Raw genomic sequence first — 25,306 nt, 5'->3', positions numbered from 1 at the left:
GGGTCTCCATGGGGTTAAAGCCAGCCGCGACGGCGGAAAAGCCAGAGCGGCACCAGCGCCGACAGCGCCATCAGCCCCAAGGCCAGCGGATAGCCGAAGGGCCAGGACAATTCTGGCATCACCTCGAAATTCATCCCGTAGATGGACGCCACGAGGGTGGGCGGCAGAAAGGCCACCGCCGCGACCGAGAAAATTTTGATGATGGCATTTTGCTCGATGGTGATGAGGCCAAGCGCTGCATCCAGCATGAAGCCGGTTTTCTGTTGCAGATAGCCCGCCTGTTCGGTGATCGTGCGCACATCGCGATATTGCGATTTCAGCGCGCCGCGCAGTGGCTTGGCGCCGCGCCGTGCCTCCATCACCGGCATGAGAAAGCCCAGCAGGCGCTCCAGTGTCATCAGGCTCTCGCGGATTTGCATGACGCGCCCGTCGGCCTGACCGATGTCGCGCAGGGCGGTGCGATAGGCCTCGGTATTGAGGGGTTTGTCGCCAAAGATGCGTTTGGAGAGCGCGTCGATGTCGCGCCCGGTCTGTTCGATGATATCGGCCAGTCGGTCGATGATTTCCTCGATCAAACCGATTAGCACTGCCTCTGTGCTGGCGCAGCCGTAAGAGGATTTCCCGGCCTTGTCGGGAAAGGTGGTAAAGGGGCGCGGGGTGTGGTGACGCAGTGTCACCAGCCGGTCGGCCATGAGCACGAAAGACACCGGGCCGACGATGGTTTCGCCCGCGTCATTGCGCGCAGGCAAGAGGGCTGTCATCACCGGCACGCCGTCCTCAAGATAGAGGCGGGAGGATTGCTCGATCTCGTCCTGATCCTCGCGGCTGGGCAGGGCGATGCCCAAACGCCCCGACATTTGCGCGAGTGCCTGTGCGTCGGGTGCGAGCATGTCGATCCACAGCACAGGCGCGCCGTTCAGGTCTGGCACCGGATGCAATCCGGTCTCGTGTTTGGCGTAATAGGTGATCATGCTCTGCTCCTGCTCATGGCGTCAGACCTGCAATACGCTGGAGACCAGCAGTTGCGTGTAGCCATGTTGCGGGTCGTCGAGCACCTGATCGGTGAGGCCGTCTTCGACCACGCGGCCATCCTTCATCACCATGAGCCGATCCGCGAGCAGGCGCACCACCGCCAGATCATGGGTGACGATAATTGCCGAGAGGCCCATTTCGCGCACGAGGCCGCGCAAGAGATCGAGGAGCCGCGCCTGCACGCTGACATCAAGCCCGCCGGTGGGTTCATCCATGAACACCAGACGCGGGCCGGTGACGAGGTTGCGGGCGATTTGCAGGCGTTGCTGCATGCCGCCTGAAAACGCCTGCGGTTTGTCATCGACGCGGTCGGCGGCAATTTCGACCCGGCCCAGCCAGTCAATCGCCTGTGCGCGGATATCACCATAATGCCGCGCGCCCACGGCCATCATCCGTTCGCCCACATTGCCACCGGCGCTCACCCCCATGCGCAGCCCGTCGCGGGCGTGCTGATGGACAAAGGCCCAATCGGTGCGCATCAGCATCCGCCGTTCAGGTTCGGACATGGTGAGCGTGTCGCGGGGCCCGTGGCCGTGCGTGTCAAAGATGACCTCGCCCCGGTCGGGGGGCAGATGCCCGGCAAGGCAGCTCAGAAGCGTGGATTTGCCTGATCCGCTCTCGCCGACAATGCCCATCACCTCGCCGGGGTAGAGATCAAAGCTGACGCCCTCGCAGCCGCGCCGGGACCCGTAGAATTTGGCGAGATCGCGGACTTGCAGAAGGGGGGTCATGCGGTGGCCTCTTCATAGGGGGCGCCTTGGGCACCGATATGGCCCGCTGCGCGGCGGGCGCGGCAATAATCGGTGTCTGAGCAGACGAACATGCGCCCGCCCGCATCATCCATGATCACCTCGTCGAGATAGCTGTCAGCGGCCCCGCAAAGGTCGCAATCATGCGCGGCCTTTGTGGGCTCGAACGGGTGATCCTCGAAATCGAGACTGACAACCTTTGTATAGGGCGGCAGGGCATAGATGCGCTGTTCGCGCCCTGCACCAAAGAGCTGGATCGCGGCCATGCTGAGTTTGGGGTTGTCGAATTTGGGGATCGGTGAGGGGTCCATGACATAGCGCCCCTCGACCTTGACCGGATAGGCATAGGCGGTGGCAATCGCGCCATGCTGGCTGATATCCTCGTAGAGTTTCACATGCATGAGGCCATATTCCTCAAGCGCGTGCATCTTGCGGGTCTCCACCTCGGAGGGTTCGAGAAACCGCAGCGGTTCGGGGATCGGCACCTGATAGACTAGGATCTGATCCTCGCTCAGGGCCTCCTCGGGGATGCGGTGACGGGTCTGGATGATGCTGGCCCGTGCGGTTTCCTCGGTGGTGGCGACACGCGCGGTTTTCTCAAAGAATTTGCGGATCGAGACCGCGTTGGTGGTGTCATCGGCCCCTTGGTCGATCACCTTGAACGTATCGCCGGGCGTAAGACAGGCGGCAGAGACCTGCACGCCCCCCGTGCCCCAGCCATAGGGCATCGGCATCTCGCGGCTGGCAAAGGGCACCTGATAGCCGGGGATTGCCAATGCCTTTAGAATGGCGCGGCGGATCATCCGCTTGGTCTGCTCATCGAGATAGGCAAAGTTGTAATCGGTCATAAGAGCCCCCGGTCGCGCAGGTCTGCATGCAGGCCCTCGGGCCCGGTGAAGTGATGCGCCTGCCAGCCTGCGGCGCGGGCACCGGCCACGTTGCTGGCGCTGTCGTCAATGAAATAGCACTGCTCCGGCGCGGCATCGGCGCGGGTGCAGAGGAGGTCGAAAATCTCACGGTCGGGTTTGACCATACGCTCATGCCCCGACACGAGGATCCCCTCAAAGAGCGTGGTCAGGTCGGGATGCAGGTGCCGCGCGGCGGGCCAGGTATCGGCTGAGAAATTGGTGAGCGCCCAGAGGCGATAGGCGCGCACCTTGAGGTTTGCGGCAATGTCCCATGACCCTTGGATGCGGTCGCGGATGGTCAGGCCGAAGCGGTCGAAATAGCCGTCCATCAGGGCGGCATGTTCTGGCCAGCGGGCGGCAATCGCCGCCACCGCCTCGGCGCGTGGGCGGCCCCTGTCCTGCTCATAGTTCCAGTCATAGAAGCCGACCTCGTCCAGCAGCGCGTCAATCTCGGCGTCGCTGGCAAAGGCATGGCGAAAGGCCGCCTGCGGGTCCCAGCGCAAGAGGACATTGCCGATGTCAAAGACGATGAGGGTCATCGGCGCCCCTGCTTTTTCTTGGCAAAAATACTCATTCCGCCGCCTCCCGATGCGCCGCGCCCTCTGCCTCGCGGCGGAGTTTGCGCACCAGTTCCAATTCGCTTTGGAAATCGACATAATGCGGCAACTTGATATGCTCCAAAAAGCCGGTGGCCTGAATATTGTCGGCATGCATGAGGACGAATTCCTCATCCTGCGCGGGCGCGCCCTGGTCCTCTTCGCCGAGTTCGCGCCAGCGTAGGGCGCGGTCCACCAGCGCCATGGCGATGGCCTTACGCTCGGTCTGGCCAAAGACCAGCCCATAGCCCCGCGTGAATTGCGGCGGTTCGGTTTTGGAGCCTTTGAACTGGTTCACCGTCTCGCATTCGGTGAGGGTGATTTCGCCCAGTTCGATGGCAAAACCCAGTTCTGGAATGTCCATTTCCACCGCCACCGCGCCGATGCGCAACTCCCCCACAAAGGCGTGGTTGCGGGCATAGCCGCGCTGGGTGGAATAGGCGAGCGACAGGATGAACCCCTCGTCGCCGCGCGTGAGCGCCTGAAGCCGCAGCGCGCGGTCTGCAGGCAATTGCATCGGTTCGCGGGTGAGGTCGGGGGGCGTGCTGTCACTCTCGGGTTCCTGTTGTATGAGCCCCTCACGGTCGAGATAGCCCATGATATGCGGCGTGGGGCCGGGGGTGGGCGCGGCTGTTGGCGCCTCGGGCGTCTCGCCCTCTGCCGCCAGTTTGAAATCCAACAGGCGATGGGTGTAGTCAAAGGTCGGACCCAGCACCTGCCCGCCCGGCGCATCCTTGAACGTGGCTGAGATGCGCCGGTCACAGCGCATGGCGGCGGTGTCCACCGGGTTTGAGGCCCCAAAGCGGGGCAGGGTGGTGCGATAGGCGCGGATGAGAAAAATCGCCTCGATCAGATCGCCGCGGGCCTGTTTGATCGCGAGCGCGGCAAGGTCGGGATCATAGAGCGACCCTTCGGCCATGACGCGGTTGACCGCGAGGCTGAGTTGTTCGCGGATCTGCGCCACGCTGAGTTCGGCCACGTCCGTATCGCCGCGCCGCTCCTCGGCGAGCCAGGCATGGGCGTTGTCGATGGCGCGTTCGCCGCCTTTGACTGCGACATACATCTAGTGGCCCTCCACGCGGGTCGAGCGCGGCAGCGCCGCGAGGTGATCGCCTGAGGTGAAGAGGAAATCGAGCCCCAAGGGATAGAGCGCTGCGTTGCGCTGAAAGGCGGTGCCCTCGGGCAGCGAGAGGGCGGCGGTGGTTTCAATCCCCGGCCCGGTCAGGCGCGCGCCGGTTTGGCTGAGCTGTGGCATCTCGACGATCAGGGTGGTCGAGCGGTCGGGATATTCGGCGCTGCCGATGGGATAGGAATCGAGCGGCAAAAGCGCCTGCCACGTGCCAAGCGCAAAGCTGGCGCGGGCGCGCTCGACCAGCGGCGCGCCGGTGTGAAAGGTGATCCAGTCGCGAACGGCCGGGGTATCGGCCGCGCCCGCCAGATGCACCGGCGTTTCGGGATCACAAAGGGTGAGGATCACAGCCCCAGCGGCGTTTGAGAGCGGCGCGGGGGGCAGAGCGCCCATGATCCGCTCGATGGTGCCGGGGCGGGCCATGACGCGCATTACCGCGCGAAATGCCTCTGCCGATTGGGTTGGTGTATCGGCAAAGCCGCCGGTCAGGGCCTCGGTCTGCATCAATCCTCTCCTCGCACAAGGGTGAAGAAATCCACCTTGGTCGCGGCGGCGTGGGCGGCGCGGGTCTGGCGGCGGGTGGTCTCTGCCTCGGCCAGAGGGTCGAGAATATGGGCGCGGATCATCGCTGCCTCGGCCCCCTGCATCAGCGCGTCAATCAGAGCGGCCTCAGTCGCGTGGCGTTTGTCGCGGCCCTGCACATAGCCGTGGCCGACGCGGCCGTCGCCCAGTTGCAGGGCGCAGCGGGTGACGGTCATCTCTCCCAGGTTGAAGGCGGTCCCCGTGGCCCCGGCGCGACCCCGCACCATGACGCCACCCACTTCTGGGGCGCGCAGATAGGCGTGATCGGGGGTCAACCCCGTGTCAGACCAGAGCCTGTGCAGAGCCTCGGCGGGCGCGCGCGCCAAGAGGCCCATCCAGCCCTTGCGTTCGGTTTCTTTGCTCATGCGGGTCCCTTGCTGGACATCTTGCGAAGTTGTCGATATCACTATACAACTAGACAAATCTATACGCGAAACCCCGGCCCCTAGCAAGCCAGTCAGCAATGAAACTTATGTGACATGCCCCGAGAAAAACCCGATGCCCTGTGGCGGGCGATCCATGACAGTCTGAGCAATGACATCGCGGCAGCGCGCTATGGCCCCGGGGATAAGCTGCCGACCGAGGCGGTGCTGGCGACGCGTTTTGGCGTCAACCGCCATACGGTGCGCCGGGCGTTGGCGGCCTTGGCCGAGGCGGGCGTGATTTTTAGCCGGCGCGGGGCGGGGGCCTTTGTCGCGCATCGCCCGACCGAGTATCCGATTGGCCGACGGGTGCGGTTTCATCAGAATTTGCAAGCCGCCGGGCGCTTGCCGACCAAGGAAATCCTCGCCCTTGAGACGCGCAGCGCCGATGCCGCCGAGGCAGAAGCGCTGAGGCTCGCGCCGGGGGCGATGGTGCATGTCTGTGACGGGCTGTCGCTGGCAGACGGCGTGCCGGTGGCGGTGTTTCGCAGCAGCTTTCCGGCGGCGCGGTTTCCCGCCCTGCCCGAGGCGCTGAGGCGGCTGACGTCGGTGACGGCGGCGCTGGCCGCAGAGGGGGTCGCGGATTTCACCCGCGCCTCGACCCGGCTCAATGCGAAACTGGCCAGCCCGATGCAGGCGGTGCATCTGAGCCTCAGCCCCGGCGCACCGATCCTGCGCACGATTGCGGTCAATGTGGATCCAGAAGGTTGGCCCATCGAATATGGCCGCACCTGGTTTGCCGGGGACCGGATCACGCTGACGCTTGCGGATTTGTGAAAAACGGGCCAGCCTGTCACGGGGATGTCATATGGCGCGCCTATCAGCAGGGCTATTCTCGCTGCCCTTTTCAGCCCGCGATTTCAGCATCCCAAGGCGGCCCCGCAAGGCCGCCTTTTTTTGTGCTCAGCCGCCGTGCTTTTCGAGAAACTCCTCGGCACTCAGGCTGCGAAAATCATCCAAGGTTTCCCGCAGGTGGGCGTGATCCCACTCCCACCACGCGAGCGCCATCATGCGCTCTGCCACGGCAGGGGCGAGGCGCGGGCGCAGCGGCTGGGCGGGGACGCCCGCGACGATGGTATAGGGGGCCACGTCATGCGTGACCACAGCGCCCGCAGCAATCACCGCGCCATGGCCCACGGTGATTTCGGGCTTCACTTGCGCATTGTGGCCGATCCAGGTGTCATGGCCGATCCGCGCCACCCGCGCGCGGCGTTTGTCGAACCAATCCGTGTCGTCAGTTGCATCGTCCCAATAGCTGGCCGAGCGATAGATAAAGTGGTGCAGGCTGGCGCGGTCGAGCGGGTGATCGGTTGCCCCCACCCGGACGAAGCTGGCGATATTGGCGAATTTGCCGATTTCGGCATTGGCGAGGTCACAGCACCGGTCGCAATAGGAATAATCCCCCATCGCCACATGCGCGAGGCGGCTGCCGCGCCCGATCTCTGTATAGATGCCGAACTCGCAATCTGTGATCTCGCACTCGGGGTGGATCAGGGCTTTGTCGGCCTGCAATCGGGGCATGGTGCGCTCCATAAGGGTTTTGGGCCTCCGGCGGGAGTAGTTGATCCAAGAAAAAGCACGCGGGTTACCTTTTCTTGGATCAAGTACTCAAAGTCCGCCCTCTCAATGCCCGCCGTCATCCGAGGTGATCAGCTTGCGGCGCAGCCAGCCTGACACCGTGTCCATCAGCATCACCATCAGCAGAATGAGAATGATGTAATAGCTGACCTCTTCCCAATCTTTTTGCGTGATCATGGCCTGTGTCAACAAAAGGCCGATCCCGCCGCCGGTGATCGCGCCGATGATGGTGGCGCTGCGGGTGTTGGATTCGAGGTAATAGAGAAGCTGGCTGAGCAGCACGGGGGTGATCTGTGGGATCACGCCGAAACGGTAGCGTTGCAGCGGCTTGGCCCCCGTCGATTGCACGCCTTCAATCTGTTTCTTGTCGACGTTCTCCAGCGCTTCGGAGAAGAGTTTACCAAAGGTGCCGGTGTCTGTGAGGAGGATGGCCAGCGCGCCGGTCATCGGGCCGGGGCCGAAGGCGCGGGCCAGAACCAGTGTCCATATCAGGGCATCAACCCCGCGCAGGAGGTCGAAGATACGGCGCATGGCCCCGCGCACCGCCATGAAGGGCGAGAAGTTGCGCGCGGCGGCAAAGGCCAGCGGCAGCGCCACCAGCCCCGCCCCCATGGTGCCGAGAAAGGCCATGAGGATAGTCTCGAAGATGGCCCACATGACATCCTTGTGTTGCCACATGCGATTGTTCCAGACGTCATGCGCCATGGCTGCGAGGTTGCTCTTGCCGTCGACAATCCGGTCGGAGGAGACTGCAAGCGCTGCCAGTTCACCCAGGCTCTTGCCATAGAACGGGCTGTCGAGGGTGAACCAGAAGAGTTCCCAGCCGAAGTGGTAGCGCATCACTTCGGTGCGCGCCCGTGTCAGGGTCACGCGGCCTGCGTCGGTGGTGATATCTACGCGGGCCTCGCTGGCGCTGATCCAGTCGGGGATTGTGTCGCTGGGCAGGTCGAGCGTGACGCCGTCGCGGCGCGTGACCTCTGCTGTGATCAGCCCATAGCCCGGCACAACATAGCGCATTGTGTTGCCGTCGAGCAGCACCTCTTGGCCGTGTTTCAGGGTCACAAGCGTGCGTTCGGGGCTCTGGATATCGACCCAATCGGGGCTGGTGCCGTCGGGCCATGTGCCCTTGTTCTCGCCTTCGACCGCGATGCTGAGCGCGCCGCTGCGGTTGTCGCGGGTGACATGGGTCTTGTAGCTATAGCTGTCGGCGACGAGAATCTTGGCGTTGTCCAATCGGGCGCGCTCGGCCAGACCCATGATGTCGAAGGCAAAGAAGATATAGGCGAAATAGGCAAGGATCACTGCAGGGAACGCAAAGGCCAGCCGCCGCTTGCGTTCAAAGTGCGCTGTGGCATCAAAGTGGGTGGGAGTGATGTCGATCATCATGCTCATGGTCTTAGCCCTCGCCGATCAGCTTGTTGCGGAAGTGGCTGGAAATCTGGTCGAAGAGCACGATGGTTCCAAACAGAAGCAGAAAGATCGCGGCCACCTCGTCATAGCGCCCCTGTCCCCAACTGAAGGCGTTTTTGAGGTCATAGCCGATGCCGCCGGAGCCCACGAAACCGAGGATGGCGGAAGCGCGGATGTTGATCTCGAACCGCAGGAGGGCGTAGCTGAGATAGTTCGGCGCGACCTGCGGGATGACGCCCAGCCACATACGCTGGCCCCATGTCGCGCCCACCGATTGCAGCCCCTCGACGGGTTTGAGGCTGGCGTTTTCATTGACTTCGGAAAAGAGTTTGCCGAGCGCCCCCATTGTGTGAATGGCGATGGCGATCATTGCAGGCACCGGACCGCCGCCCAAGATGAAGATCAGCACGAGGGCGATGACAATTTCGGGCACCGCGCGCAGGATGTCCATGATCCGGCGAAAGAGGCCAATGAGGCGCGGCCATTTGGCAAGGCCCCGCGTGGCCAGAAGTGAGATCATCACCGCGCCAAGCGCGCCCAGAAGCGTCGAGGCGGCGGCGATATTGACTGTCTCTATCAGCGAGGGCAGGAATTTCCACATCAGCCCCGGCAGATTGGCGATTTTCTGGCCTGCCTCGGACAGCACTTCTCCCGGAAACTGAAAGATATTGCCGATCCCGTCCCAGAAGCCGCCCGCGTTGCGCGCATCGGCCACCTGAAAGCCGGATACTATCAGAGCCACGAAGACGATCAGCATCACCGCGCCATAGGTGCGTTTGCGGCGGGTCATCTCCATGTAGGCGGCTTGCATGGACTGCACGCGCGCGGCGGCCTGTCCTGCGGTCAGATCGGTCATAACTGTCCCCCGTCATGCGAAACCGGGCCTGCGGCGATGCAGGCCCGGTCTGGTGTCAGCCGCTTGGGCTTAGTTCGAGGCCTTGCGCGCCTCGATGATCGAGAGATAGGCGTCGTGGTTGATCGGCTGGAAGCCGAGCGCCTCACCGGCCATGAAGTTATAGGCGCAATCGGCGTCCATATAGGGCAGCGAGGCCGTCAGGGTGGTGATGTCCAGCTTGACGCGCTCGGGCAGGGATTTGCGCAGCACGATGGGGCCTTCGGGGATCGGCTTCGACTTCCAGATCTCGACGATCTGGTTCATGTCGACGAGGCCCGCATCGGCGGCCTTGCGCAGCGCGCCGGAGTTATAGCCGTCTTCCCACGCGCCCATGCCATCGGCCCAGGTCACGCCGGCGTCAACATCGCCATTGGCGACGGCAACGATGGTCTGCTCGTGGCCGCCGGTGAATTTGACCTCACCGAAATAAGCGCCCGAGTCCATGCTGGCGCCGGTAACGGTCGGAATTTCGATCGAGGGGATCAGGTAGCCCGAGGTCGAGTTGGGATCGCCAAAGCCGAACACCTTGCCTTTGACGTCCTCAAGCTTGGTGATGCCGCTGTCCTTGCGCGCAAAGCCGATGGCATAATAGCCGTAGGATTTGTCGAGATTGGTCTTGACCATGATCGGCTCGACCGCCTCGGGGTCGGTGAGATAGGCCTTGGCATAGGCCGAAGCCCCAAGCCACGCCATGTCGAGCGTGCCGCCCAAGAGGCCCTGAATGACGCCGTCATAATCCGCGGGGGTGAAGAGCTTGACCGGCACGCCGAGCAGTTCTTCGGCCTTGGCGCGGTAGCATTCGTTCGACGACATGCGGTCCTGTGCGTTTTCGCCGCCCAGAATGCCGATGCGGAATTCGTCGATCTTGGCATGGCTGTGGGTGTCAGCAAAGGCCGCGCCGCTGAGCGCGGTGGTTGCGAGAATGGCAGCAACGAGGTTCTTCATGGATTTCTCTCCGGTTGGATTACGACCCGCCACCCCCGGCGGGCCTTGGGTGGTGGGGGACGGTCAGACCGCCGCCTCGGCCGCGCGCAGGGCGCGGGCGGTGCTGCGGTCGAGCGTTTCGATGGAGGTCGAGGTGCTTTCTTCGGAAAAGCTGTTATCGGCTCCGTAAATGTCGCGGGCAACGCCAGTGGTCAGTTGCTCGGGCGTGCCGTCGAACACGACACGGCCATGCAGCATGCCGATCACCCGGTCGCAGTAGCGCCGCGCGGTGTCGAGCGTGTGCAGGTTGGCAATCACTGTGCGCCCGTCCTCTTCGTGGATGCGGCGCAAGTCGTCCATCACCAGTTGCGCATTCATTGGATCGAGGCTGGCGATGGGTTCATCCGCGAGGATGATCTTGGGGTCTTGCATTAAGGCGCGGGCGATGGCTACGCGCTGCTGCTGCCCGCCCGAGAGCGCCTCGGCGCGTTTGGGAGCATGGTCTGCGATGCCAAGCCGGTCGAGGATCTCGATGGCGCGGTGAATGTCGGCATGGGGGTAGAGGTTGAACATCGTGGCCAGCGTCGAGCGGCGATTGAGCGTGCCATGCAGCACGTTCGAGACCACATCCATGCGCGGCACGAGGTTGAATTGCTGAAAGATCATGGCGCAGTCGGATTGCCAACTGCGTTTGTCGGCCCCTTTGAGGGCGGTCACGTCGCGCCCCTCAAAGAGAATCTGACCCGAGGAGCAATCGGTTAGGCGGTTGATCATCCGCAGCAGGGTGGATTTGCCCGCGCCCGAGCGCCCGATGATGCCGATCATCATAGGTTTGGTTACGGTGAAGGTCACCTTGTCCACCGCCGTATTGCGGCCGAATGTCTTGGTCAGCGTGTCGATACTCAGCACGAAGAATGCTCCCTTGGTTTGCGACCCACGTAACCGGCGTTCTCAAAGAGTTTGCGACAGGCGCGTAAAACTTTTGCGACAGAGGGTTGAGGTGTATGGGGAGAGCACCGTGACAGCGCCACCCCTTGCAGCCCGAGGGCTGGCTGCGTATGGCTGAGCCATGAGTGCGATCCGCCGCCCCCGTTTGACGCAGACTGACTGGCTTTGGGCCGGATTCGAGGCCCTGTGCGAGGCGGGTCCGGCGGCGCTGGGGGCGGAGCCTCTGGCACGGCGGCTGGGGGCAACAAAAGGCTCGTTTTATTGGCATTTCGCGGATGTGCCCGCCTATCACCAAGCACTTCTCGCGTTGTGGCAGGCTGAGGTTGCAGTGGCGCTTGACGCGGCGTCAGAAGCTGGCACGGACACCGTGAGGCTGCGTGACACTGCCCAGAGCATAGCGGCGACGGTGCAAGGCGATAGCCTGTCTTTGCGCGCCGAATCGGCAATCCGGACTTGGGCTGGCGCTAATCCAGTCGCGGCAGAGGCGGTGGCACAAGTCGACGAGATGCGTCTGACGCGGTTGCATCGGCTATTGTCCGCCTGTGACATCGGCAATCTGGAAATGGCGCGGATTCTCTATGCGTCTGCGATTGGCATGCAAGCGATGCGAGACACGGCGCAGGATCAGGCGGCGCCCGCCATCGGATCGCTGGTCGATCTCATACTGGCGCTGAGGTAAGGCCGATGCGGCTGGTTTTGGCGGTCATGGCGCTGTCTGTGCTGGGCTATTGCAAGGATGAGAGTGTGACGGGTCATGGTGGGGCCGATCCGGTGTGGCATCTTCAGAGCATTGACGGGGCGGCGTTTGCGGCAGAGGCGACGTTGACGTTTCCGGCAGAAGGGAAATTGGCGGGTGCGGCCCCCTGTAACGGCTATTCCGGGCGGCAGACCGCACCCTATCCGTGGTTTTCAGCCGAGAATGTGGCGGCAACCAAGCGCGCTTGTCCAGAGTTGGCGGCAGAGGCGCTGTATTTCGCTGCACTCGGCGAAATGACCTTGGTCGAGGTTCTGGGGGATGTGTTGATCCTGTCCAATGACGCAGGGCGCGAGATGGTGTTTCAGGGGGGCGATGGGGCGGAGTAGGACGGCAACGGGAGAGTGGCCGCGCGGCGGCGCGTTCCGCGCAGGCATGGTTGTGGGCTAAGCCAATCGCCTAGACCGTGTTCTTTGTCCAAACTTGTCGAGTCGCCCCGTCAGATCAGCGCGCCCTCGCGGCTGATCATCGCGGCATGGGCGCGGTTGCGGGCGCCCAGCTTTTTGCAGATCGCGCGCATGTGCATTTTCACGGTCACCTCGTTGGTGCCCATGTCGCGGGCGATTTCCTTGTTGGTCAGACCATCGGCGGCAAGACGCAGCACAAAGAGTTCCTTTTCGTGTTAATTGCCACTGAGAATTGACCCGCCGGGTCAATTCTCAGTGGCAATTAACAGGCGGTGCTGCGTGCCCATCCCGACACGGATCTGGAGCGGATCGCGCCACTGTCCACGGCACCTGTGGCGGCGGCGCTGGATTATAACACGCTCACGCGCGGCCAATCGCTGCCTGCTGCGGGGGATCATCGGATGAACCAGAGCATCACTGTGGAGCGACAGGGCAAGACGCTGCGTCTGGCGCTGGAGGTGGCGGTGATCGGGCCGGATGGCAATGGCGTGCGACGCCGGATTGAACGTCAGGCGGCGGTGCCGCGCGGTGGGGTCGCGGGTCTTGTTGCCGGGCAGAGTCGCAGCAGCGCCGAGGCGGGTCTTACCGCTGGGGTGTTGCAAGAGGTGCGCGCGATGCTCGATGGTCTGGCCTGTCAGCCCGCCGAGGCGCGTCTGGCGCTCGGGTCTGACGGGCTGAGCGTGCCGCTGGGGCGGCGGCACGGCCTGACGCGGGCCAGCCTTGCGTTTGTGGATGATCCCAATGACGGCTTTGGTCTCTTGGAAGTGGTTGCGCTGGACAATAGCCGGACCACGCTGCGTCCGCTGGACCCAAGCCGCGCGCTGGCGAGTTTCAATGGTTTGCGGGTCTATTTCGTCGAGGCGGGCTTATGATCCGGATCGGATTTGGGTTGGCTTTGGCGTGTCTCGTGCCGATGGCGGCGACGGCTCTGGACGGGCGCGAGGTTCGGGTGCTTGTCGAGCAGGCGCTGACGGCGGCTGGGCAGGGGGGGCAGCCGGTGCTGTCGGTGCATCGCGCCTTTCCCCCCTGTCCGGTTGCGCCAAAGATTGCACCGCATCAGGGTGGCTGGCAGGCGGTGAGCCTGAGCTGTGACGGGCCGGGCGGTTGGACGCGCGTGATCCGCATTGAGGGTGGCGAGGCCGCGCCGCGTTTGCCGGGCGTCTCTGGCGACAGGGCGCAGCGGGTCGCGCTGGTGCTGGCCGAGAGCCTGCCACGCGGCACGGTGTTGCGGGCAGAGCATCTGCGCGAGGTCGAGATTGCCACGACGGGTCAGAGTGATCTGGTGGAGGCCGTTGAAACGGCGATCGGTCGCCGCCTCAAGAGCAATCTGGGTGCCGGGCAACCTCTCTTGGTGCGGCATCTGGAGCATGACTGGCAGGTGGAGGAGGGCGGTCCCGTGACCATTGTCACGGCTATGGGCGGCATTCGGATCGAGGCGGCCGGTGTCGCGCTTGAGGCCGGACAGGTGGGGCAGGCAATCCGTGTGACCAATGCCGGGAGCGGTGACGTGGTGCATGTGACGGTGACGGGGCGCAACAAAGTGACAGTTCGGCCTAACATCCGCTGAGCTCCCGCCGTTCTTGACTATAAGAACCGCGCCCTGATGGCGTCCCACCGGAGAGATCCAATGGTCGATTCAGTCAACTCTTCCCACGCCGCGCGACCGCGGCTGATGCCGGTTTCGACCGAGAGCGCGCCGGGCGGTGCCAGCGGCACGCGAGCGCATCAGCCTGTGAGTTCCGTGGATTCCGTCAAGCTCAGCACGTCTGCCTCGATCGGAGTGATCGAGCGCATGGTCGACCAAGGCCCGCCGTTTGATGCCGAACGCGTCTCGCGGATCAAGGACGCGGTCGCCAATGGCAACTATCCGGTGGATGCCAAGCGCATCGCCGACAGTATTTTTCAGGATTACAGCGCGATGATGCGCTGAGACGAGGGCAGACATGACTAATTTTGAGATTACCCTCTATGCGCTGACGGTGCTTTGCATGATCGCGCTGCCGCTCTTGCTTGCCGTGTCGCTCCGGATGGCGCGGATGGTGGCGCATTTGAGCGGCCAGGTGCTGCGGCTGAGCGAGGCCGAGATCGAGCATATCGCCCGTCGCTTGGGGACCCGGCTTGGGCTGGGAGAAGAGGCGTCCTTGGTCAGCATCGCGGATCGCATGGACGAGATGCGCCGTGATTTCGACTGGCTGGTGAGTGACCGTATGATCGAGCAGGCCATCGACATGGCGCGGTTTGGGCAAAAGCCCGATGCCATCACACGCAATACCGGGATCAGTGCCTCGGAACTGGAGGCAATCCGGAAGTTGCGCAAGCATTGAGGTCCGGGCAGGGGGGCCTGTCTGGACCATGAAGTGATGCGCCCCGGCCAAGTGCCGGGGCGTTTTTTTGGTATTAAGTCTGCGCCGCCAACCCATCGAATTTTCGGGCGAGTTTCACGTCCAAGCTGCTGAGACCGCTCACGTCATGGGTGGTGAGCGTCACCTCGACCCGGTTGTAGACATTGAACCATTCGGGATGGTGGTTCCATTTCTCTGCCCAGAGGGCGGCGCGGGTCATAAAGCCCATGGCCTCGACAAAATCGCCAAACTTATAGGTTTTGTGGATCGCGTCGCGGCCCTCGGTCATGGCCCAGCCATTCCCGAGCAAGGGCTCTAGGGTGGTCTTGCGGGCGGTGTCGCTGAGTTTTTCGGTCATTCGTGATCCTCCTGTGTCGTCTTGCGGAAGGGCCCATAGCTGGTGAGGATGTCGATATCCTCGTCGACGGCGGCACGTTCGGCCTTGAGATACTGCGCGACCGCCTCGGCAAAGCCCGGATCGCGCAGCCAGTGCAGCGAATGTGTGGCCACTGGCAGATAGCCGCGCGCCAGTTTGTGTTCACCTTGTGCTCCAGCCTCTACCCTTTGCAGGCCCTGTTCAATGGCGAATTCGATCGCCTTGTAATAACAGAGTTCAAAATGCAGGCAGGGGTGATCCTCGATGCAGCCCCAGTAGCGGCCATAAAGCGCCGATGCGCCGATGAAGTTCAGGGCGCCGGCCACGGGCTGTCCGTCGCGCAGGGCGAGGACAAGCAGGATATCGTCGCGCAGGGTGTCATGGGCCCGGTTGAAAAAGGCGCGGGTCAGATAGGGCGTGCCCCATTTGCGCGCCCCGGTATCCTGATAAAAGGTCCAGACCGCATCCCAGTGTTCGGGCTGGATCTGATCGCCGGTGAGGGTCACGATCTCGCCGCCGAACTCTGCGGCGCGGGAGCGTTCCTTGCGGATCGCCTTGCGTTTGCGAGAGGACAGATCCGCGAGAAAGCTGTCAAAATCGGCGTAATCGCGATTGAGCCAGTGATATTGCTGGGTGCGGCGGGGCATGAGGCCATGGGCGGCACCTGTCTCGACCTCTTGTCCGGTGCAAAAGGTGATGTGCAGTGAGGAGAGCGCATTGCGTGTCGTCACATCGACCGCGCCCTCGATCAGCGCGGCCCGGCCTATATCCTCATATCCGGGACGGGTGAGCAGGCGGCGGCCTGTGGCCGGGGTGAAGGGCACGGCGATCTGGAATTTCGGATAGTAGCGCCCGCCCGCGCGCTCATAGGCATGGGCCCAGTTGTGATCGAAGATATATTCGCCCTGAGAGTGGGATTTCAGATAAAGCGGCGCGCAGGCGATGATCTGGCCGTTCTGTTCGGCGCTCAGGTAATGGGGTTGCCATCCGCTGCCGGTGCCGACCGAGCGACTGTCCGCCAACGCCGCGAGAAAGCGATAGGTGGTGAAGGGATCCTCTGGCCTGCCTGCTGCGGCCTCGGGGCAGGCGCAGGCGTCCCATGCGGCCTGCCCGATGTCGGACAGGCGATTGTGCAGGGTGATGGTGATCTGATCGTTCGTCATCTGCGGTGACTGCCCTTGCCCCGATTGCCATTGTCCGCTGGGTTATCTGGACTGCGCCGGAGGCGGTTCAAGCGGGGAAATCCGGCAGGTAGCCCTCAAAGGTGATATTGTCTGCACGTTTGCGGGCTTCTGCCTCGGCTTGCGGGCTGCGGACGGTCCAGCAAAGGAGTGTCGAGCCGTCAGAGCGCAGAGCGTCAAGGCGGGCTCTGTCCAGATCGGCGATGTCATGGCTGACAAAGCAGGCGCGGGTGGCGTCATAATCGGGAATGTCGCGCAGGCGGGTGCGGATTGCCTCGGGCAGGAGCGGCCAATCTTTGGCCGTATAGGCGCAGGTAACGATGCCGCGCGGAATGTCCGGGGCGCGCGTGAGCATCCGCGCCACCATATGCGGGTTGAAAGACATGACGGCGACGGGACCGTCATAGTGGGTGAGGGCGGCGGCGGTCGCGGCCTCGAGCGTGCCGCAGCTCTCGCCCATCTGGCCGTGCTGATCCTTAAGTTCAATCAGCAGCGGCACGCGACCCCCGACAAGGCTGAGGATTTCGGGCAGGTCGGGAATGCCCTCGTCGCCGCCCAAGAGCGGAATCTGCGCCAGATCAGCGGCGTCGCGTTGGCGAATGGGGCCTTTGGCAGCGGTGAGACGGCCAAGGTCGTAATCGTGAAACACCATCGCCTGATTGTCGCGACTGAGTTGCAGGTCGATCTCGATCCCGTAGCCTGCGGCGATGGCCGCCGTGAGGCCTGCGCGGGAATTCTCGGGGCGGCCTTGGGTCAGATCATGCAACCCGCGATGGGCGAGGGGAAGGCGACGGAACGCGTCGGGGAGGGCGCTCATTTGATCTGGAATATCCCGTCGATTTCCACCGCGACGCCAAAGGGCAGCGACGGGGCGGACACCGCGGCGCGGGCGTGTTTGCCCGCCTCTCCCAATGCCTCGCCGATGAAATCGGACGCCCCGTTGATCACGGCGGGTTGCTGGGTGAACTCGGCGGTGGAATTGACGAAACCGGTGAGTTTCACGACGCGCACCAGGCGGTCGAGATCGCCACCGCAGGCCGCCTTGACCTGAGCCAGAAGCGCAATCGCGCAGGCGCGGGCAGCCGCGGCCCCGGCGGGGATATCGAGATCAGCGCCGAGTTTGCCGGTCAGCAGAGTGTCGCCGTCCTTGGCGATCTGACCTGAGACAAAGAGCATGTCGCCCGCGAGAACATAGGGCACGTAATTTGCGGCAGGAGCCGGCGCTTTGGGCAGGGTCACGCCCATTTCGGCAAGTTTCTTCTCGAACTGGCTCATCTCTCTGTCTCCCTTGTGGATGTGTCGCGGCGACGCTAGCCGCAGAGCGCGGGGAAGGAAATCGAAAATCCTGACTCTGTCTGAATTGCGCGGCGGGTTTCGTTTTGGCGGGTCGCGGTGCGGGGGACTTTTGGGCCTGAAGGGGACTTTAGCCCTAATCTCCAAAGCGCGGAATAAAGGCGCGGCACGCGCCGCCGCGCAGCGCCCGTCCGCCCCCTCGGGCGGGCGCTTTTGCAACGTTGCAGTCTCTTGAAATCGCGGGAGTCTTTGGCGGATATAAAGTGCCAGCCGACGAAGACGCAGCGCCCACCCGGCGGACGGGCACCGCGCGTCTCACCAGTTGGGACCAATGTCAGCAAAATGCCAAAACCTGCCGTCACAACGTCGCTTCTACTCTCGAAATGCCTTGGCCAGATAGTCGGTGAATGGCTTGACCAGATAGGCGATGGGGGTGCGGTCGGCGGTGCGGATGAAGGCCTCGACCGGCATGCCGGGAATGAGGGCGGTGCCCTCGGGCAGACGGGCCTGTTCGCCTTCGCTCAGCACGATTTCAGCGCGGTAATAGCTGGCGCGCGTCGCCTCGTCCTCGAAGGCATCGGCGGAAATCTGGGTGACACGCCCAAAAAGTTCTGGCGTGGTGCGTTGATCGAGCGCTGAGAAGCGCAGGGTCACTTCCTGCCCGACAAAGAGTTTGTCGACATGGATGCTGTCCACGCGGGCGTTGATCACCAAAGGGCGGTCCTGTGGCACGATGAAAAGGACCGGATCAGCCGGGCGGATCACCGAGCGCAGGGCAAAGACCTGAAGGTTGTAGACCACGCCCGAAACCGGGGACGGGATGTCGAGCCGTCCCATTTGTTCGATCAGGGCACGGCGCTGTTCGCGCAATTCCAACTCGCGGAATTGCAGATCGCGCAGGGTGGTGATCGCTTCTTCGCGCCGGTCGGTGCCGAGTTTGAGGATGGTGATCTCAATTTCGGTGATGCGGCCCTCTGCCTCGGCTTTTTGGGCGGCAAGATCGCCCATCGTGCCGCTGAGCCGCGCCTGTTCGCGTTGCAGGTTGAGGACGCGACTGGCCTGTGCGAGGCCACGATCCAAGAGTGATTGCTGGTCGGTCAACTCGAGTTCGATCAGGTCGAGTTGACGTGAGAGCGCCACTTGCTGCGCGTCGATGCCGTCGATCTGATTTGTGATCTGGCCACGGCGTTTGTGCAATTGGTCAATCTCGGCGACGACGGTCTGGGCGCGCGCGTCGAAGAGGGTCTTTTGCCCGGCCATGAGATCGTTAGCGTCCCTGTTCTGGGCCGAAATTTCGATCAGCAACGGATCGAATTTCAGCGTGTCGCGCCCATCGCGCTCTGCCTCGAGACGGCCTCGGCGGGCCATGAGTTCGGCAAGCTGGTTTTCGATGATCGAGAGTTCGGATTGCAGGTCGGTGGGGTCAAGGCGAACGAGCACCTGACCGGCGCTGACGCGGTCGCCTTCCTTGACCTCGATGGCGGAGACCACGCCGCCGTCGGGATGCTGGACGACTTGACGATTCTGATCCACCTCGATGCGGCCCGGTGCGATGATCGCGCCGGAAATCTGGGTGAAGACCGCCCAAGTGCCGAATCCTCCCACGAGAAGAATAAGCCCGATCAGCCCGACGATCAGCGGTGTGCGGGCGGACCATGCACCGGAGGCGGGGGCGCTCATTGCACACCTCCGGCACTGGTCGCACTGGTCAGTTGTTCATGGTTCTGGAGCACTTCCTTGAGGACCTTTTCGCGAGGGCCAAAGGCGCGCATGACACCACCTTCGAGCATCAGAAGCATGTCGCATTCCTTGATTGCGGCGGGGCGGTGAGCGACGACGATCACTGCCTTGCCCTCGGCCTTGAAGCCGCGGATTGCGGCATTGACCGCCTCGCTGCCCTCATTGTCGAGATTGGAATTCGGCTCGTCCAGAACGAGGATCATGGGATCGCCATACATCGCACGGGCAAGGCCGATGCGCTGCATTTGCCCGCCCGAGAGCCGTCCGCCGCTGGCGCTGACGCGGGTGTCATAGCCATTGGGCAGTTTGAGGATCATCTCATGGGCGTCGGCCTTGCGCGCCGCCTCGACGATTTTGGCGGCATCGGGTTGGGTGGCGAGCCGGGCGATATTCTCGGCGATGGTGCCATCAAAGAGCTGCACGCGCTGCGGCAGATAGCCAATCAATTGGCCAAGCACGGTCGGCGAATATTGGTCGAGCGTGGCACCCTCGAGCCGGATCTTGCCGCCAGCAGGCCGCCAGACGCCGGTGATGGCGCGGGCCAGGGTGGATTTGCCCGCGCCGGACTGGCCGATCACGCCGACGGCCTGACCGGGTTCCACCTTGAACGTCAGGGTTTTCAGCACGGCCAGGCTCTCGCCGGGGGGAACCATGGTCAGTTGCTGCACCTCAAGCCGCGCCTTTGGGCGGGGCAGGGGGGTGCGGGGCTGTTCAGGTGCCACGGTGCCCAAGAGTTCCGCGAGACTGTCCCAGCCTTTCATCGCGCGTTGGACCAGAGCCCATTGGCCGATGGCCTGCTCGATGGGGGCGAGCGCACGCCCCATCAGGATCGAGCCTGCGATCATGGCGCCGGGTGTCAATTCTCCGCGCAGCACGAGCCATGCCCCAAGACCGAGCATCGCCGATTGCAGCAGCAGGCGCAGCGCCTTGGTCGAGGTGGTAAACGTGCCACCGATATCCGCGGATTGAATGGCCGTCGAGAGAGCCCGGCCGCGCACGGTCTGCCAGCGGTCAAAGGCGGCGTCGCGCATGCCCATGGCTTGTATCATCTCGGATTCGTTGCGCAATTGCTGCGAAATCGCCTCGGCCTCGACGCTTGCGGTATTGGCCTGTCCGGTGGGGCGGCGGGTCACGACCTGATTGATCATCGTCACCAAGACCAGACCCGCGCCCCCGACCAGCGCAAGAATGCCGAGCCAAGGGTGAAACACCCAGATCGCAGCCAGAAAGAACGGAGCCCATGGCATATCGAAAATCGCCAGCAACACGGGCGAGGTCATCAGACGCTGGATGGATTCGAGGTCGCGCAGGCCGGTGGCGGTATTGGCATCGGGCTGCACCGCGGATTTACGAATCACCGCGTCGAACACGCGCCGGTCGAGGCGGGCCTGAAACCGCGCGCCGACCCGACCCATGACCCGACCACGGGCATAATCAAGCAATCCCATCATCGTGTAGAGAAACAGCACAAGAACCGAGAGCGCGATCAGCGTTTCGAGCGACCGGCTTCCGAGAACGCGGTCATAGACCTGCAACATGTAGAGGGGTCCGGTCAGCATCAGCAGGTTCACGAAAAAACTGAAAATGCCCACGAACCAGTAGAGACCACGACTTTCGCGCCGAGCCATGCGCAATTCTTCGCGACCTGCTTCTAATTTCAACTTATCCAATCGAATGTCCTGCCGTCATCGTTTAAGTGTTCTGTTGATCCAAAGCGTTTCTGATCCTGCCATACAGGCTCTGTCACCATTCTGCCACAGCATTGTGAACATGGGCGTTGGGATGATGGGTTTGTTCAAGCTATGGTTTATGTAAATCTCTGACTCGTATAATAACGGATATTCCATTGTTGCTGTCACGTTTCCATTCCGCTTCCGGACCTGCACTGCGCGTCACCGCGTTGGTGGGTCTTTCCTTGATGGCCGCCTGCGCGAGACCTGATCCGTCGGAGACCACACAAGGGGTGTTCGATCCCTACGAGTCGCAGAACCGGGGGGTGCATCAGTTCAACCGTGGTCTGGACAGATCCCTGGTTCGCCCGGTGGCCAAGGGCTATAGTGCCGCTATTCCCGACGATATTGAAACCATCATTGGGCGGTTTTCAACGAATCTGTCCTTGCCGAGCGACATCGTGAACAATGTGCTACAGCTCAATATGCGGGGCGCAATTCACGATACCGCGCGGCTGGTGGTTAACACCACCGTTGGCCTTGGGGGATTCTTTGATCCGGCGAGCGAGATGGGGATGCCTGCGGGCACAAATACCGATTTCGGTCAGACCCTGCATGTCTGGGGCGCGCGAGAGGGGGCCTATGTGGAGCTGCCGCTCTTGGGCCCGTCGACCGAACGGGACACCTGGGGCATTGCCGTTGATCTCTTTACCAATCCGCTCAGCTATATCGTCGAAGCCCCCGAGAGCCTGATCGGTACAGGGGCCGGGGTGGCCGCAGGGCTGTCCAAGCGCGATAGGTTCTCGGAAACGATTGATGCGATCCTTTACGAGAGTGCTGACAGTTACGCGCAGTCACGCTCGATCTTCCTGCAAAACCGGCGGTTCAAGCTGGGCGGTACATCTGATAATGTCTATGATGACCCCTACGGCACATCTGAGCCATCCGTCACGTTGGAGGATCCCTATGCTGAATAACATGAACCGTCGCCACTTTGTCACCGCAGGTCTGGCTGTGACTGGCCTTGCCTCATTCCCCGGCGCTGTCTGGGCCCTTGACGATGCACGGGCGCGCACGCTTGTGGATGCTGTTGTGAGCAATATCAACAATGTAATCGCCTCAGGCAAGCCGCTGTCGGGGATGATCTCGGACTTTGAGCGCATCTTCAACACCTATGCTGATGTGAACATCATTGCGCGCTCGACGCTGGGTGCGGATGCCAATCGGGTGTCGTCGGCGCAATTGCGTGCCTTTACCGAGGCGTTCCGTGGCTACATCGCGCGGAAATACGGCAAGCGGTTCAATGAATTCGTCGGTGGCCGAATCGAAGTGAACTCGGTCAAGCAGGTGAAATCCTGGCACGAGGTCAAATCCACCGCCTATCTGCGCGGACAATCGCCGTTCGAGGTGAGTTTTCTGGTGTCGGACCGGTCGGGCAAGGATCTGTTCTTTGATATGATCATCGAGGGGATCAGCCTGCGCCTGAGCGAACGCACCGAAATCGGGGCGATGCTGGATCGTCGCAATGGTGACGTGAACGCCCTGATCGCGGATCTCAAACAAGCCGGGTAAGGGTTTTACCTGTTCGGTTCTATCGTGAACGGCGCCCCTCTCCGGGCGCCGTTTTCAATTGCCGCCGAAGAGCCCCCGCAGGATGTTTTCAATCGGGTTGTTGCTGCGCTGGGGGGCCCGACGCTGCTGTGGGGCCGGTTGCACCGGGGCTGGGCGCGGTTTGGGGCGCAGCATGGGCAGGGGTTTGGGATCAATCCCTTCATGCACGCGCACCATGGTTTCCTGCCATATTTCCGCCGGGAGACCGCCGCCTGTCACACCGCTGAGGGGGGTGTTGTCGTCATAGCCCATCCAGACGCCGGCGACGTAATCGGCGGTAAAGCCCAGAAACCACGCATCGCGGGCGGCCTGTGTCGTGCCGGTTTTGCCTGCGGCCTCACGGTCGGGCAAGCGGGCGCGGCTGCCGGTGCCGCCGTCGATGACTTTCGTCATCATATAGATGAGTTCCTGCGCCGCGCTTTCCTGAATGACGCGCTCGCCGATACCGCCGCCGGTGCCCATCAGCGGCGTGTCTTCGCCCAGCAGCTTCAATTCGATCAGACCGTAGGGCGTCACGGAAGAGCCGCCGTTCAGGATGCCCGCATAAGCGCCGGTCATTTCCAGAAGCGTGCTCTCGGAGGCACCGAGGGCCAGGGCGGGACCAGCGGCCAGATCGCTGTCGATCCCGAAATCGCTGGCAACCTTGCGCACGAGGTCGCGCCCGACGCTCTCGGAGATTTTGACTGCGGGGATGTTGAGGGATTGCGCGAGGGCCTCTGTGAGGGTGACGCGGCCCTTGTAGTTGCGGGTGTAATTTTCCGGGCACCAACGGCCAGAGCCGGGGATGTTGAGGCAATAGGGTTCGTCCACCACGACGGAATCGTAGGAATTGCCCAGTTCCAATGCCGTGGCATAGACGAAAGGTTTGAAGGCTGATCCGGTCTGGCGTTTGGCCTGTGTGGCGCGGTTGAAGGCGCCGATGACCTTTGACTTGCGCCCGCCGACCATGGCCCGCACCGCGCCATCGGCGGACATGACAACGATAGCGGCCTGCGCCTTGGAGCCGTCCCGGACCTTTTCGTCAAAGATATAGGTCAGCGCGTCCTCTGCGGCGCGTTGCACGCGTTGATCAAGCGTGGTGCGGATGATCACATCTTCGGTGGTGTCACGGGTGAAGAACTCTGGTCCCGAGGACATCACCCAATCGGCAAAGTAGCCGCCTGCCTGCCGCTCTGCCGCCTCGGAGAGTTCTGCGGGATTGGCGAGGGCCAGCGCGGCCTCTTGATCGTTGAGATAGCCCTGACGACGCATCAGCCCGACCACGACCGAGGCGCGGTTGCGCGAGCGTTCCAGATTGGCGGTGGGAGCGAGCGTGGAGGGTGCGGTCAGGAGGCCCGCAATCATCGCCCCCTCGGCGGGGTTGAGATTGGCCGAGGATTTGCCGAAATAGCGCTGCGCCGCCGCCTCGGCGCCGTAAGCGCCGCCGCCCAGATAGGCGCGGTTGAGATAGACCGAAAGGATCTGGTCCTTTGAGTATTTCGCCTCCATCGCCATGGCATAGATCGCCTCGCGCGCCTTGCGTGCCAGCGATGTGCGGCGACAGTCGGAGATATAATCCGCCTCGCTCTCCCATTCGCTCTCTTTATAGGCGGTGCCGAAGCACAAGAGTTTTGCGGTTTGCTGCGTGATGGTCGAGCCACCGTTGCCCGACAACGGGCCGCGCCCCTCGCTGAGATTGATGCGAATGGCGCTGGCGATACCGATGGGGTCGACGCCGGGATGCAGGTAAAAGCGGCGATCCTCGGTGGCGATGACCGCGTTCTTGAGATGCGGGCTGATGGTCTCGGCGGTGACGACGCCCCCGAATTGATCGCCGCGCCAGGCAAAGACCTCGCTCGCGCTGTCCAGCAGGGTGACGGAGCCTTTGGCGCGCCCGTCCATCAGAGTCTGATAATCGGGCAGGGTCATGTAGGTGTAACCCACGAATGTCGCCACAACGAGAGCCACGACGGCGGTCAGTCGCCAACCGATTCCCCAAATCAGGCGCAGAACCCAGCGGATGATCCCTCCGAGGACTCGCACGATGGGATTGCGGCTGCGCGCGCGAGGGCGGCGCGACGTGCGCTTGGTCTTGGTTTTGGTTCTGCGCGCGGCTTTGGGTGGCTCCTTGCGCGTGCGCTTGGGGGCCACCAAAGGCGGTTTTCTCGGTCCTGACGTGCTCATGCTTGCCCTGCTCGGCCTTGTGTCTTTGGCACAGTTTATAGTGCGGGATCGCAAAAGTAGAGACCTGCTGAGCACAGATCGTGATTTCTATTTTGCATAAATTTTAGGCTTACTAATTTATATGCACATATTTTGAGCATGCAGGGGTGATTTAACAGGCGATTTCCCGCCTTCACCCTTCCAGACTCTGCCGTCTGTGCCTTTTCTGCATGTGCAAACAACGCGCTGAGACACCGCAAACCGAAAGGGGCAGACGTGAAACTCATCATTGCAACGATAAAGCCGTTCAAGCTTGAAGAGGTCCGCGAGGCGCTGACCGATATCGGCGTGCGCGGCATGATGGTGACCGAGATCAAGGGCTTTGGCTCGCAGTCCGGCCACACGGAAATCTATCGCGGTGCGGAATACGCCGTGAACTTCGTGCCAAAAATAAAACTGGAAATCGCGGTTTCTGCCGGGATGGCCGATCAGGTGGTCGAGACCATCACCAAGACCGCGCGCACCGGCAAGATCGGTGACGGCAAGATTTTCGTGCTCGACATCCAGCAAGCCGTGCGTGTGCGCACCGGCGAAACCAATGATGACGCGCTCTGAGC

At 62.7% G+C, this 25,306-nt stretch carries 30 protein-coding genes; 10 read left to right on the top strand and 20 right to left on the bottom strand.

Annotated elements, in window-relative coordinates:
• Positions 1-14: 14 nt before the first annotated feature.
• From ROS217_RS00710 to phnG, 7 genes are read right to left on the bottom strand one after another with little or no spacing between them, the layout of a single operon-like run.
• Positions 15-971, bottom strand: a complete 957-nt coding sequence (locus ROS217_RS00710; protein WP_009815706.1) for a magnesium transporter CorA family protein — start codon at positions 969-971, stop codon at positions 15-17.
• Between the two features lie 21 nt (positions 972-992).
• The gene (gene phnK, locus ROS217_RS00705; RefSeq protein ID WP_009815705.1) at positions 993-1,763 is read right to left on the bottom strand and encodes a phosphonate C-P lyase system protein PhnK; all 771 of its coding nucleotides are present in this window, start codon (positions 1,761-1,763) and stop codon (positions 993-995) included.
• Positions 1,760-2,629, bottom strand: a complete 870-nt coding sequence (locus tag ROS217_RS00700) for an alpha-D-ribose 1-methylphosphonate 5-phosphate C-P-lyase PhnJ (RefSeq protein WP_009815704.1) — start codon at positions 2,627-2,629, stop codon at positions 1,760-1,762. Before ROS217_RS00700 ends, phnK begins: the two co-directional genes overlap by 4 nt.
• A complete protein-coding gene (locus tag ROS217_RS00695; protein ID WP_009815703.1) occupies positions 2,626-3,228 on the bottom strand; it encodes an HAD family hydrolase in 603 nt (200 codons plus the stop codon). The genes ROS217_RS00700 and ROS217_RS00695 overlap by 4 nt, the downstream gene beginning before the upstream one ends.
• Before the next feature lie 31 nt (positions 3,229-3,259).
• Entirely contained in the window at positions 3,260-4,348 is a 1,089-nt protein-coding gene (locus ROS217_RS00690) for a carbon-phosphorus lyase complex subunit PhnI (protein ID WP_009815702.1), read from the bottom strand.
• Positions 4,349-4,918, bottom strand: coding sequence for a phosphonate C-P lyase system protein PhnH (phnH, locus tag ROS217_RS00685; protein WP_009815701.1), 570 nt, complete (start codon positions 4,916-4,918; stop codon positions 4,349-4,351).
• Positions 4,918-5,361, bottom strand: a complete 444-nt coding sequence (gene phnG, locus ROS217_RS00680) for a phosphonate C-P lyase system protein PhnG (protein WP_009815700.1) — start codon at positions 5,359-5,361, stop codon at positions 4,918-4,920. Before phnG ends, phnH begins: the two co-directional genes overlap by 1 nt.
• A 114-nt stretch (positions 5,362-5,475) precedes the next feature.
• Here phnG and phnF point away from each other — a divergent pair, with 114 nt between their 5' ends.
• Positions 5,476-6,195, top strand: coding sequence for a phosphonate metabolism transcriptional regulator PhnF (gene phnF, locus ROS217_RS00675; protein ID WP_009815699.1), 720 nt, complete (start codon positions 5,476-5,478; stop codon positions 6,193-6,195).
• Positions 6,196-6,321: 126 nt separating this feature from the next.
• Here the strand turns inward: phnF and ROS217_RS00670 are convergent, their stop codons facing one another.
• The 5 genes from ROS217_RS00670 to phnC all read right to left on the bottom strand — a co-directional run bounded on the left by ROS217_RS00670 (position 6,322) and on the right by phnC (position 11,134).
• The gene (locus ROS217_RS00670; RefSeq protein ID WP_254656358.1) at positions 6,322-6,939 is read right to left on the bottom strand and encodes a chloramphenicol acetyltransferase; all 618 of its coding nucleotides are present in this window, start codon (positions 6,937-6,939) and stop codon (positions 6,322-6,324) included.
• A gap of 102 nt (positions 6,940-7,041) precedes the next feature.
• Positions 7,042-8,388 (bottom strand): phosphonate ABC transporter, permease protein PhnE, encoded by a 1,347-nt coding sequence (gene phnE, locus ROS217_RS00665; RefSeq protein WP_009815697.1) that lies wholly within the window; start codon positions 8,386-8,388, stop codon positions 7,042-7,044.
• Between the two features lie 4 nt (positions 8,389-8,392).
• Positions 8,393-9,262 (bottom strand): phosphonate ABC transporter, permease protein PhnE, encoded by an 870-nt coding sequence (gene phnE, locus ROS217_RS00660; protein ID WP_009815696.1) that lies wholly within the window; start codon positions 9,260-9,262, stop codon positions 8,393-8,395.
• Positions 9,263-9,331: 69 nt separating this feature from the next.
• Entirely contained in the window at positions 9,332-10,246 is a 915-nt protein-coding gene (gene phnD, locus ROS217_RS00655) for a phosphonate ABC transporter substrate-binding protein (protein ID WP_009815695.1), read from the bottom strand.
• A 63-nt stretch (positions 10,247-10,309) separates the two neighbouring features.
• Positions 10,310-11,134 carry a phosphonate ABC transporter ATP-binding protein gene (gene phnC / locus ROS217_RS00650; RefSeq protein ID WP_009815694.1) on the bottom strand — a complete coding sequence of 275 codons (825 nt, stop codon included), beginning with the start codon at positions 11,132-11,134 and terminating at the stop codon, positions 10,310-10,312.
• Between the two features lie 160 nt (positions 11,135-11,294).
• Between phnC and ROS217_RS00645 the strand changes: the two genes are divergently transcribed.
• Both ROS217_RS00645 and ROS217_RS00640 read left to right on the top strand, forming a co-directional pair.
• A complete protein-coding gene (locus ROS217_RS00645) occupies positions 11,295-11,852 on the top strand; it encodes a TetR/AcrR family transcriptional regulator (RefSeq protein ID WP_009815693.1) in 558 nt (185 codons plus the stop codon).
• A gap of 5 nt (positions 11,853-11,857) precedes the next feature.
• Positions 11,858-12,256, top strand: a complete 399-nt coding sequence (locus ROS217_RS00640; protein WP_009815692.1) for an META domain-containing protein — start codon at positions 11,858-11,860, stop codon at positions 12,254-12,256.
• Between the two features lie 110 nt (positions 12,257-12,366).
• Here the strand turns inward: ROS217_RS00640 and ROS217_RS23295 are convergent, their stop codons facing one another.
• Positions 12,367-12,531: a helix-turn-helix domain-containing protein gene (locus tag ROS217_RS23295; protein WP_009815691.1), complete on the bottom strand. Its 165-nt coding sequence runs from the start codon at positions 12,529-12,531 to the stop codon at positions 12,367-12,369.
• Between the two features lie 75 nt (positions 12,532-12,606).
• Here ROS217_RS23295 and ROS217_RS00630 point away from each other — a divergent pair, with 75 nt between their 5' ends.
• From ROS217_RS00630 to ROS217_RS00615, 4 genes are read left to right on the top strand one after another with little or no spacing between them, the layout of a single operon-like run.
• Positions 12,607-13,206 (top strand): hypothetical protein, encoded by a 600-nt coding sequence (locus ROS217_RS00630; RefSeq protein ID WP_009815690.1) that lies wholly within the window; start codon positions 12,607-12,609, stop codon positions 13,204-13,206.
• The gene (flgA, locus tag ROS217_RS00625) at positions 13,203-13,901 is read left to right on the top strand and encodes a flagellar basal body P-ring formation chaperone FlgA (protein WP_009815689.1); all 699 of its coding nucleotides are present in this window, start codon (positions 13,203-13,205) and stop codon (positions 13,899-13,901) included. The genes ROS217_RS00630 and flgA overlap by 4 nt, the downstream gene beginning before the upstream one ends.
• Before the next feature lie 60 nt (positions 13,902-13,961).
• Positions 13,962-14,264, top strand: coding sequence for a flagellar biosynthesis anti-sigma factor FlgM (flgM, locus tag ROS217_RS00620; protein ID WP_009815688.1), 303 nt, complete (start codon positions 13,962-13,964; stop codon positions 14,262-14,264).
• Positions 14,265-14,277: 13 nt separating this feature from the next.
• Entirely contained in the window at positions 14,278-14,658 is a 381-nt protein-coding gene (locus ROS217_RS00615) for a hypothetical protein (protein ID WP_009815687.1), read from the top strand.
• A 73-nt stretch (positions 14,659-14,731) separates the two neighbouring features.
• Here the strand turns inward: ROS217_RS00615 and ROS217_RS00610 are convergent, their stop codons facing one another.
• From ROS217_RS00610 to ROS217_RS00585, 6 genes are all read right to left on the bottom strand, one after another.
• Positions 14,732-15,034, bottom strand: a complete 303-nt coding sequence (locus tag ROS217_RS00610) for a 4a-hydroxytetrahydrobiopterin dehydratase (protein ID WP_009815686.1) — start codon at positions 15,032-15,034, stop codon at positions 14,732-14,734.
• Positions 15,031-16,215: a GNAT family N-acetyltransferase gene (locus ROS217_RS00605; RefSeq protein ID WP_009815685.1), complete on the bottom strand. Its 1,185-nt coding sequence runs from the start codon at positions 16,213-16,215 to the stop codon at positions 15,031-15,033. Before ROS217_RS00605 ends, ROS217_RS00610 begins: the two co-directional genes overlap by 4 nt.
• Positions 16,216-16,282: 67 nt before the next feature.
• Positions 16,283-17,050 (bottom strand): glycerophosphodiester phosphodiesterase family protein, encoded by a 768-nt coding sequence (locus tag ROS217_RS00600; RefSeq protein ID WP_009815684.1) that lies wholly within the window; start codon positions 17,048-17,050, stop codon positions 16,283-16,285.
• Positions 17,047-17,508 carry a RidA family protein gene (locus tag ROS217_RS00595; RefSeq protein WP_009815683.1) on the bottom strand — a complete coding sequence of 154 codons (462 nt, stop codon included), beginning with the start codon at positions 17,506-17,508 and terminating at the stop codon, positions 17,047-17,049. Before ROS217_RS00595 ends, ROS217_RS00600 begins: the two co-directional genes overlap by 4 nt.
• Before the next feature lie 390 nt (positions 17,509-17,898).
• Positions 17,899-19,206: an HlyD family type I secretion periplasmic adaptor subunit gene (locus ROS217_RS00590; protein WP_009815682.1), complete on the bottom strand. Its 1,308-nt coding sequence runs from the start codon at positions 19,204-19,206 to the stop codon at positions 17,899-17,901.
• A complete protein-coding gene (locus ROS217_RS00585) occupies positions 19,203-20,894 on the bottom strand; it encodes a type I secretion system permease/ATPase (protein WP_009815681.1) in 1,692 nt (563 codons plus the stop codon). The genes ROS217_RS00590 and ROS217_RS00585 overlap by 4 nt, the downstream gene beginning before the upstream one ends.
• A gap of 290 nt (positions 20,895-21,184) precedes the next feature.
• Here ROS217_RS00585 and ROS217_RS00580 point away from each other — a divergent pair, with 290 nt between their 5' ends.
• Both ROS217_RS00580 and ROS217_RS00575 read left to right on the top strand, forming a co-directional pair.
• Positions 21,185-21,913: an MlaA family lipoprotein gene (locus ROS217_RS00580; RefSeq protein WP_009815680.1), complete on the top strand. Its 729-nt coding sequence runs from the start codon at positions 21,185-21,187 to the stop codon at positions 21,911-21,913.
• A complete protein-coding gene (locus ROS217_RS00575; protein ID WP_198134848.1) occupies positions 21,903-22,508 on the top strand; it encodes an MlaC/ttg2D family ABC transporter substrate-binding protein in 606 nt (201 codons plus the stop codon). Before ROS217_RS00580 ends, ROS217_RS00575 begins: the two co-directional genes overlap by 11 nt.
• Before the next feature lie 54 nt (positions 22,509-22,562).
• On the opposite strand, the gene ROS217_RS00570 is transcribed toward ROS217_RS00575, so the two are convergent.
• Positions 22,563-24,710 carry a transglycosylase domain-containing protein gene (locus ROS217_RS00570; protein WP_040650266.1) on the bottom strand — a complete coding sequence of 716 codons (2,148 nt, stop codon included), beginning with the start codon at positions 24,708-24,710 and terminating at the stop codon, positions 22,563-22,565.
• A 255-nt stretch (positions 24,711-24,965) separates the two neighbouring features.
• Here ROS217_RS00570 and ROS217_RS00565 point away from each other — a divergent pair, with 255 nt between their 5' ends.
• Positions 24,966-25,304 carry a P-II family nitrogen regulator gene (locus ROS217_RS00565; RefSeq protein WP_009815676.1) on the top strand — a complete coding sequence of 113 codons (339 nt, stop codon included), beginning with the start codon at positions 24,966-24,968 and terminating at the stop codon, positions 25,302-25,304.
• Positions 25,305-25,306: the final 2 nt, after the last annotated feature.

This window comes from Roseovarius sp. 217, assembly GCF_000152845.1.
GTDB lineage: Bacteria > Pseudomonadota > Alphaproteobacteria > Rhodobacterales > Rhodobacteraceae > Roseovarius.
Note: the sequence above shows the minus strand (reverse complement) of the source record. Positions and strands in the feature narration are given on the sequence as shown.

What these genes read in the sequence shown, in the direction of transcription:
- phnK (WP_009815705.1), bottom strand. Translation starts at nt 1,763, where the DNA reads ATGACCCCCCTTCTGCAAGTCCGCGATCTCGCCAAATTCTACGGGTCC.
- ROS217_RS00600 (WP_009815684.1), bottom strand. Translation starts at nt 17,050, where the DNA reads ATGAGCGCCCTCCCCGACGCGTTCCGTCGCCTTCCCCTCGCCCATCGC.
- phnE (WP_009815696.1), bottom strand. Translation starts at nt 9,262, where the DNA reads ATGACCGATCTGACCGCAGGACAGGCCGCCGCGCGCGTGCAGTCCATG.
- ROS217_RS00645 (WP_009815693.1), top strand. Translation starts at nt 11,295, where the DNA reads ATGAGTGCGATCCGCCGCCCCCGTTTGACGCAGACTGACTGGCTTTGG.
- phnG (WP_009815700.1), bottom strand. Translation starts at nt 5,361, where the DNA reads ATGAGCAAAGAAACCGAACGCAAGGGCTGGATGGGCCTCTTGGCGCGC.
- ROS217_RS00570 (WP_040650266.1), bottom strand. Translation starts at nt 24,710, where the DNA reads ATGAGCACGTCAGGACCGAGAAAACCGCCTTTGGTGGCCCCCAAGCGC.
- ROS217_RS00695 (WP_009815703.1), bottom strand. Translation starts at nt 3,228, where the DNA reads ATGACCCTCATCGTCTTTGACATCGGCAATGTCCTCTTGCGCTGGGAC.
- ROS217_RS00615 (WP_009815687.1), top strand. Translation starts at nt 14,278, where the DNA reads ATGACTAATTTTGAGATTACCCTCTATGCGCTGACGGTGCTTTGCATG.
- ROS217_RS00575 (WP_198134848.1), top strand. Translation starts at nt 21,903, where the DNA reads ATGCTGAATAACATGAACCGTCGCCACTTTGTCACCGCAGGTCTGGCT.
- ROS217_RS00605 (WP_009815685.1), bottom strand. Translation starts at nt 16,215, where the DNA reads ATGACGAACGATCAGATCACCATCACCCTGCACAATCGCCTGTCCGAC.
- phnH (WP_009815701.1), bottom strand. Translation starts at nt 4,918, where the DNA reads ATGCAGACCGAGGCCCTGACCGGCGGCTTTGCCGATACACCAACCCAA.
- phnE (WP_009815697.1), bottom strand. Translation starts at nt 8,388, where the DNA reads ATGAGCATGATGATCGACATCACTCCCACCCACTTTGATGCCACAGCG.
- ROS217_RS00585 (WP_009815681.1), bottom strand. Translation starts at nt 20,894, where the DNA reads ATGGCTCGGCGCGAAAGTCGTGGTCTCTACTGGTTCGTGGGCATTTTC.
- ROS217_RS00595 (WP_009815683.1), bottom strand. Translation starts at nt 17,508, where the DNA reads ATGAGCCAGTTCGAGAAGAAACTTGCCGAAATGGGCGTGACCCTGCCC.
- ROS217_RS00640 (WP_009815692.1), top strand. Translation starts at nt 11,858, where the DNA reads ATGCGGCTGGTTTTGGCGGTCATGGCGCTGTCTGTGCTGGGCTATTGC.
- ROS217_RS00580 (WP_009815680.1), top strand. Translation starts at nt 21,185, where the DNA reads ATGGCCGCCTGCGCGAGACCTGATCCGTCGGAGACCACACAAGGGGTG.
- phnD (WP_009815695.1), bottom strand. Translation starts at nt 10,246, where the DNA reads ATGAAGAACCTCGTTGCTGCCATTCTCGCAACCACCGCGCTCAGCGGC.
- phnF (WP_009815699.1), top strand. Translation starts at nt 5,476, where the DNA reads ATGCCCCGAGAAAAACCCGATGCCCTGTGGCGGGCGATCCATGACAGT.
- flgA (WP_009815689.1), top strand. Translation starts at nt 13,203, where the DNA reads ATGATCCGGATCGGATTTGGGTTGGCTTTGGCGTGTCTCGTGCCGATG.
- ROS217_RS00710 (WP_009815706.1), bottom strand. Translation starts at nt 971, where the DNA reads ATGATCACCTATTACGCCAAACACGAGACCGGATTGCATCCGGTGCCA.
- ROS217_RS00700 (WP_009815704.1), bottom strand. Translation starts at nt 2,629, where the DNA reads ATGACCGATTACAACTTTGCCTATCTCGATGAGCAGACCAAGCGGATG.
- ROS217_RS00610 (WP_009815686.1), bottom strand. Translation starts at nt 15,034, where the DNA reads ATGACCGAAAAACTCAGCGACACCGCCCGCAAGACCACCCTAGAGCCC.
- ROS217_RS00690 (WP_009815702.1), bottom strand. Translation starts at nt 4,348, where the DNA reads ATGTATGTCGCAGTCAAAGGCGGCGAACGCGCCATCGACAACGCCCAT.
- flgM (WP_009815688.1), top strand. Translation starts at nt 13,962, where the DNA reads ATGGTCGATTCAGTCAACTCTTCCCACGCCGCGCGACCGCGGCTGATG.
- ROS217_RS00590 (WP_009815682.1), bottom strand. Translation starts at nt 19,206, where the DNA reads ATGAGCGCCCCCGCCTCCGGTGCATGGTCCGCCCGCACACCGCTGATC.
- ROS217_RS00670 (WP_254656358.1), bottom strand. Translation starts at nt 6,939, where the DNA reads ATGCCCCGATTGCAGGCCGACAAAGCCCTGATCCACCCCGAGTGCGAG.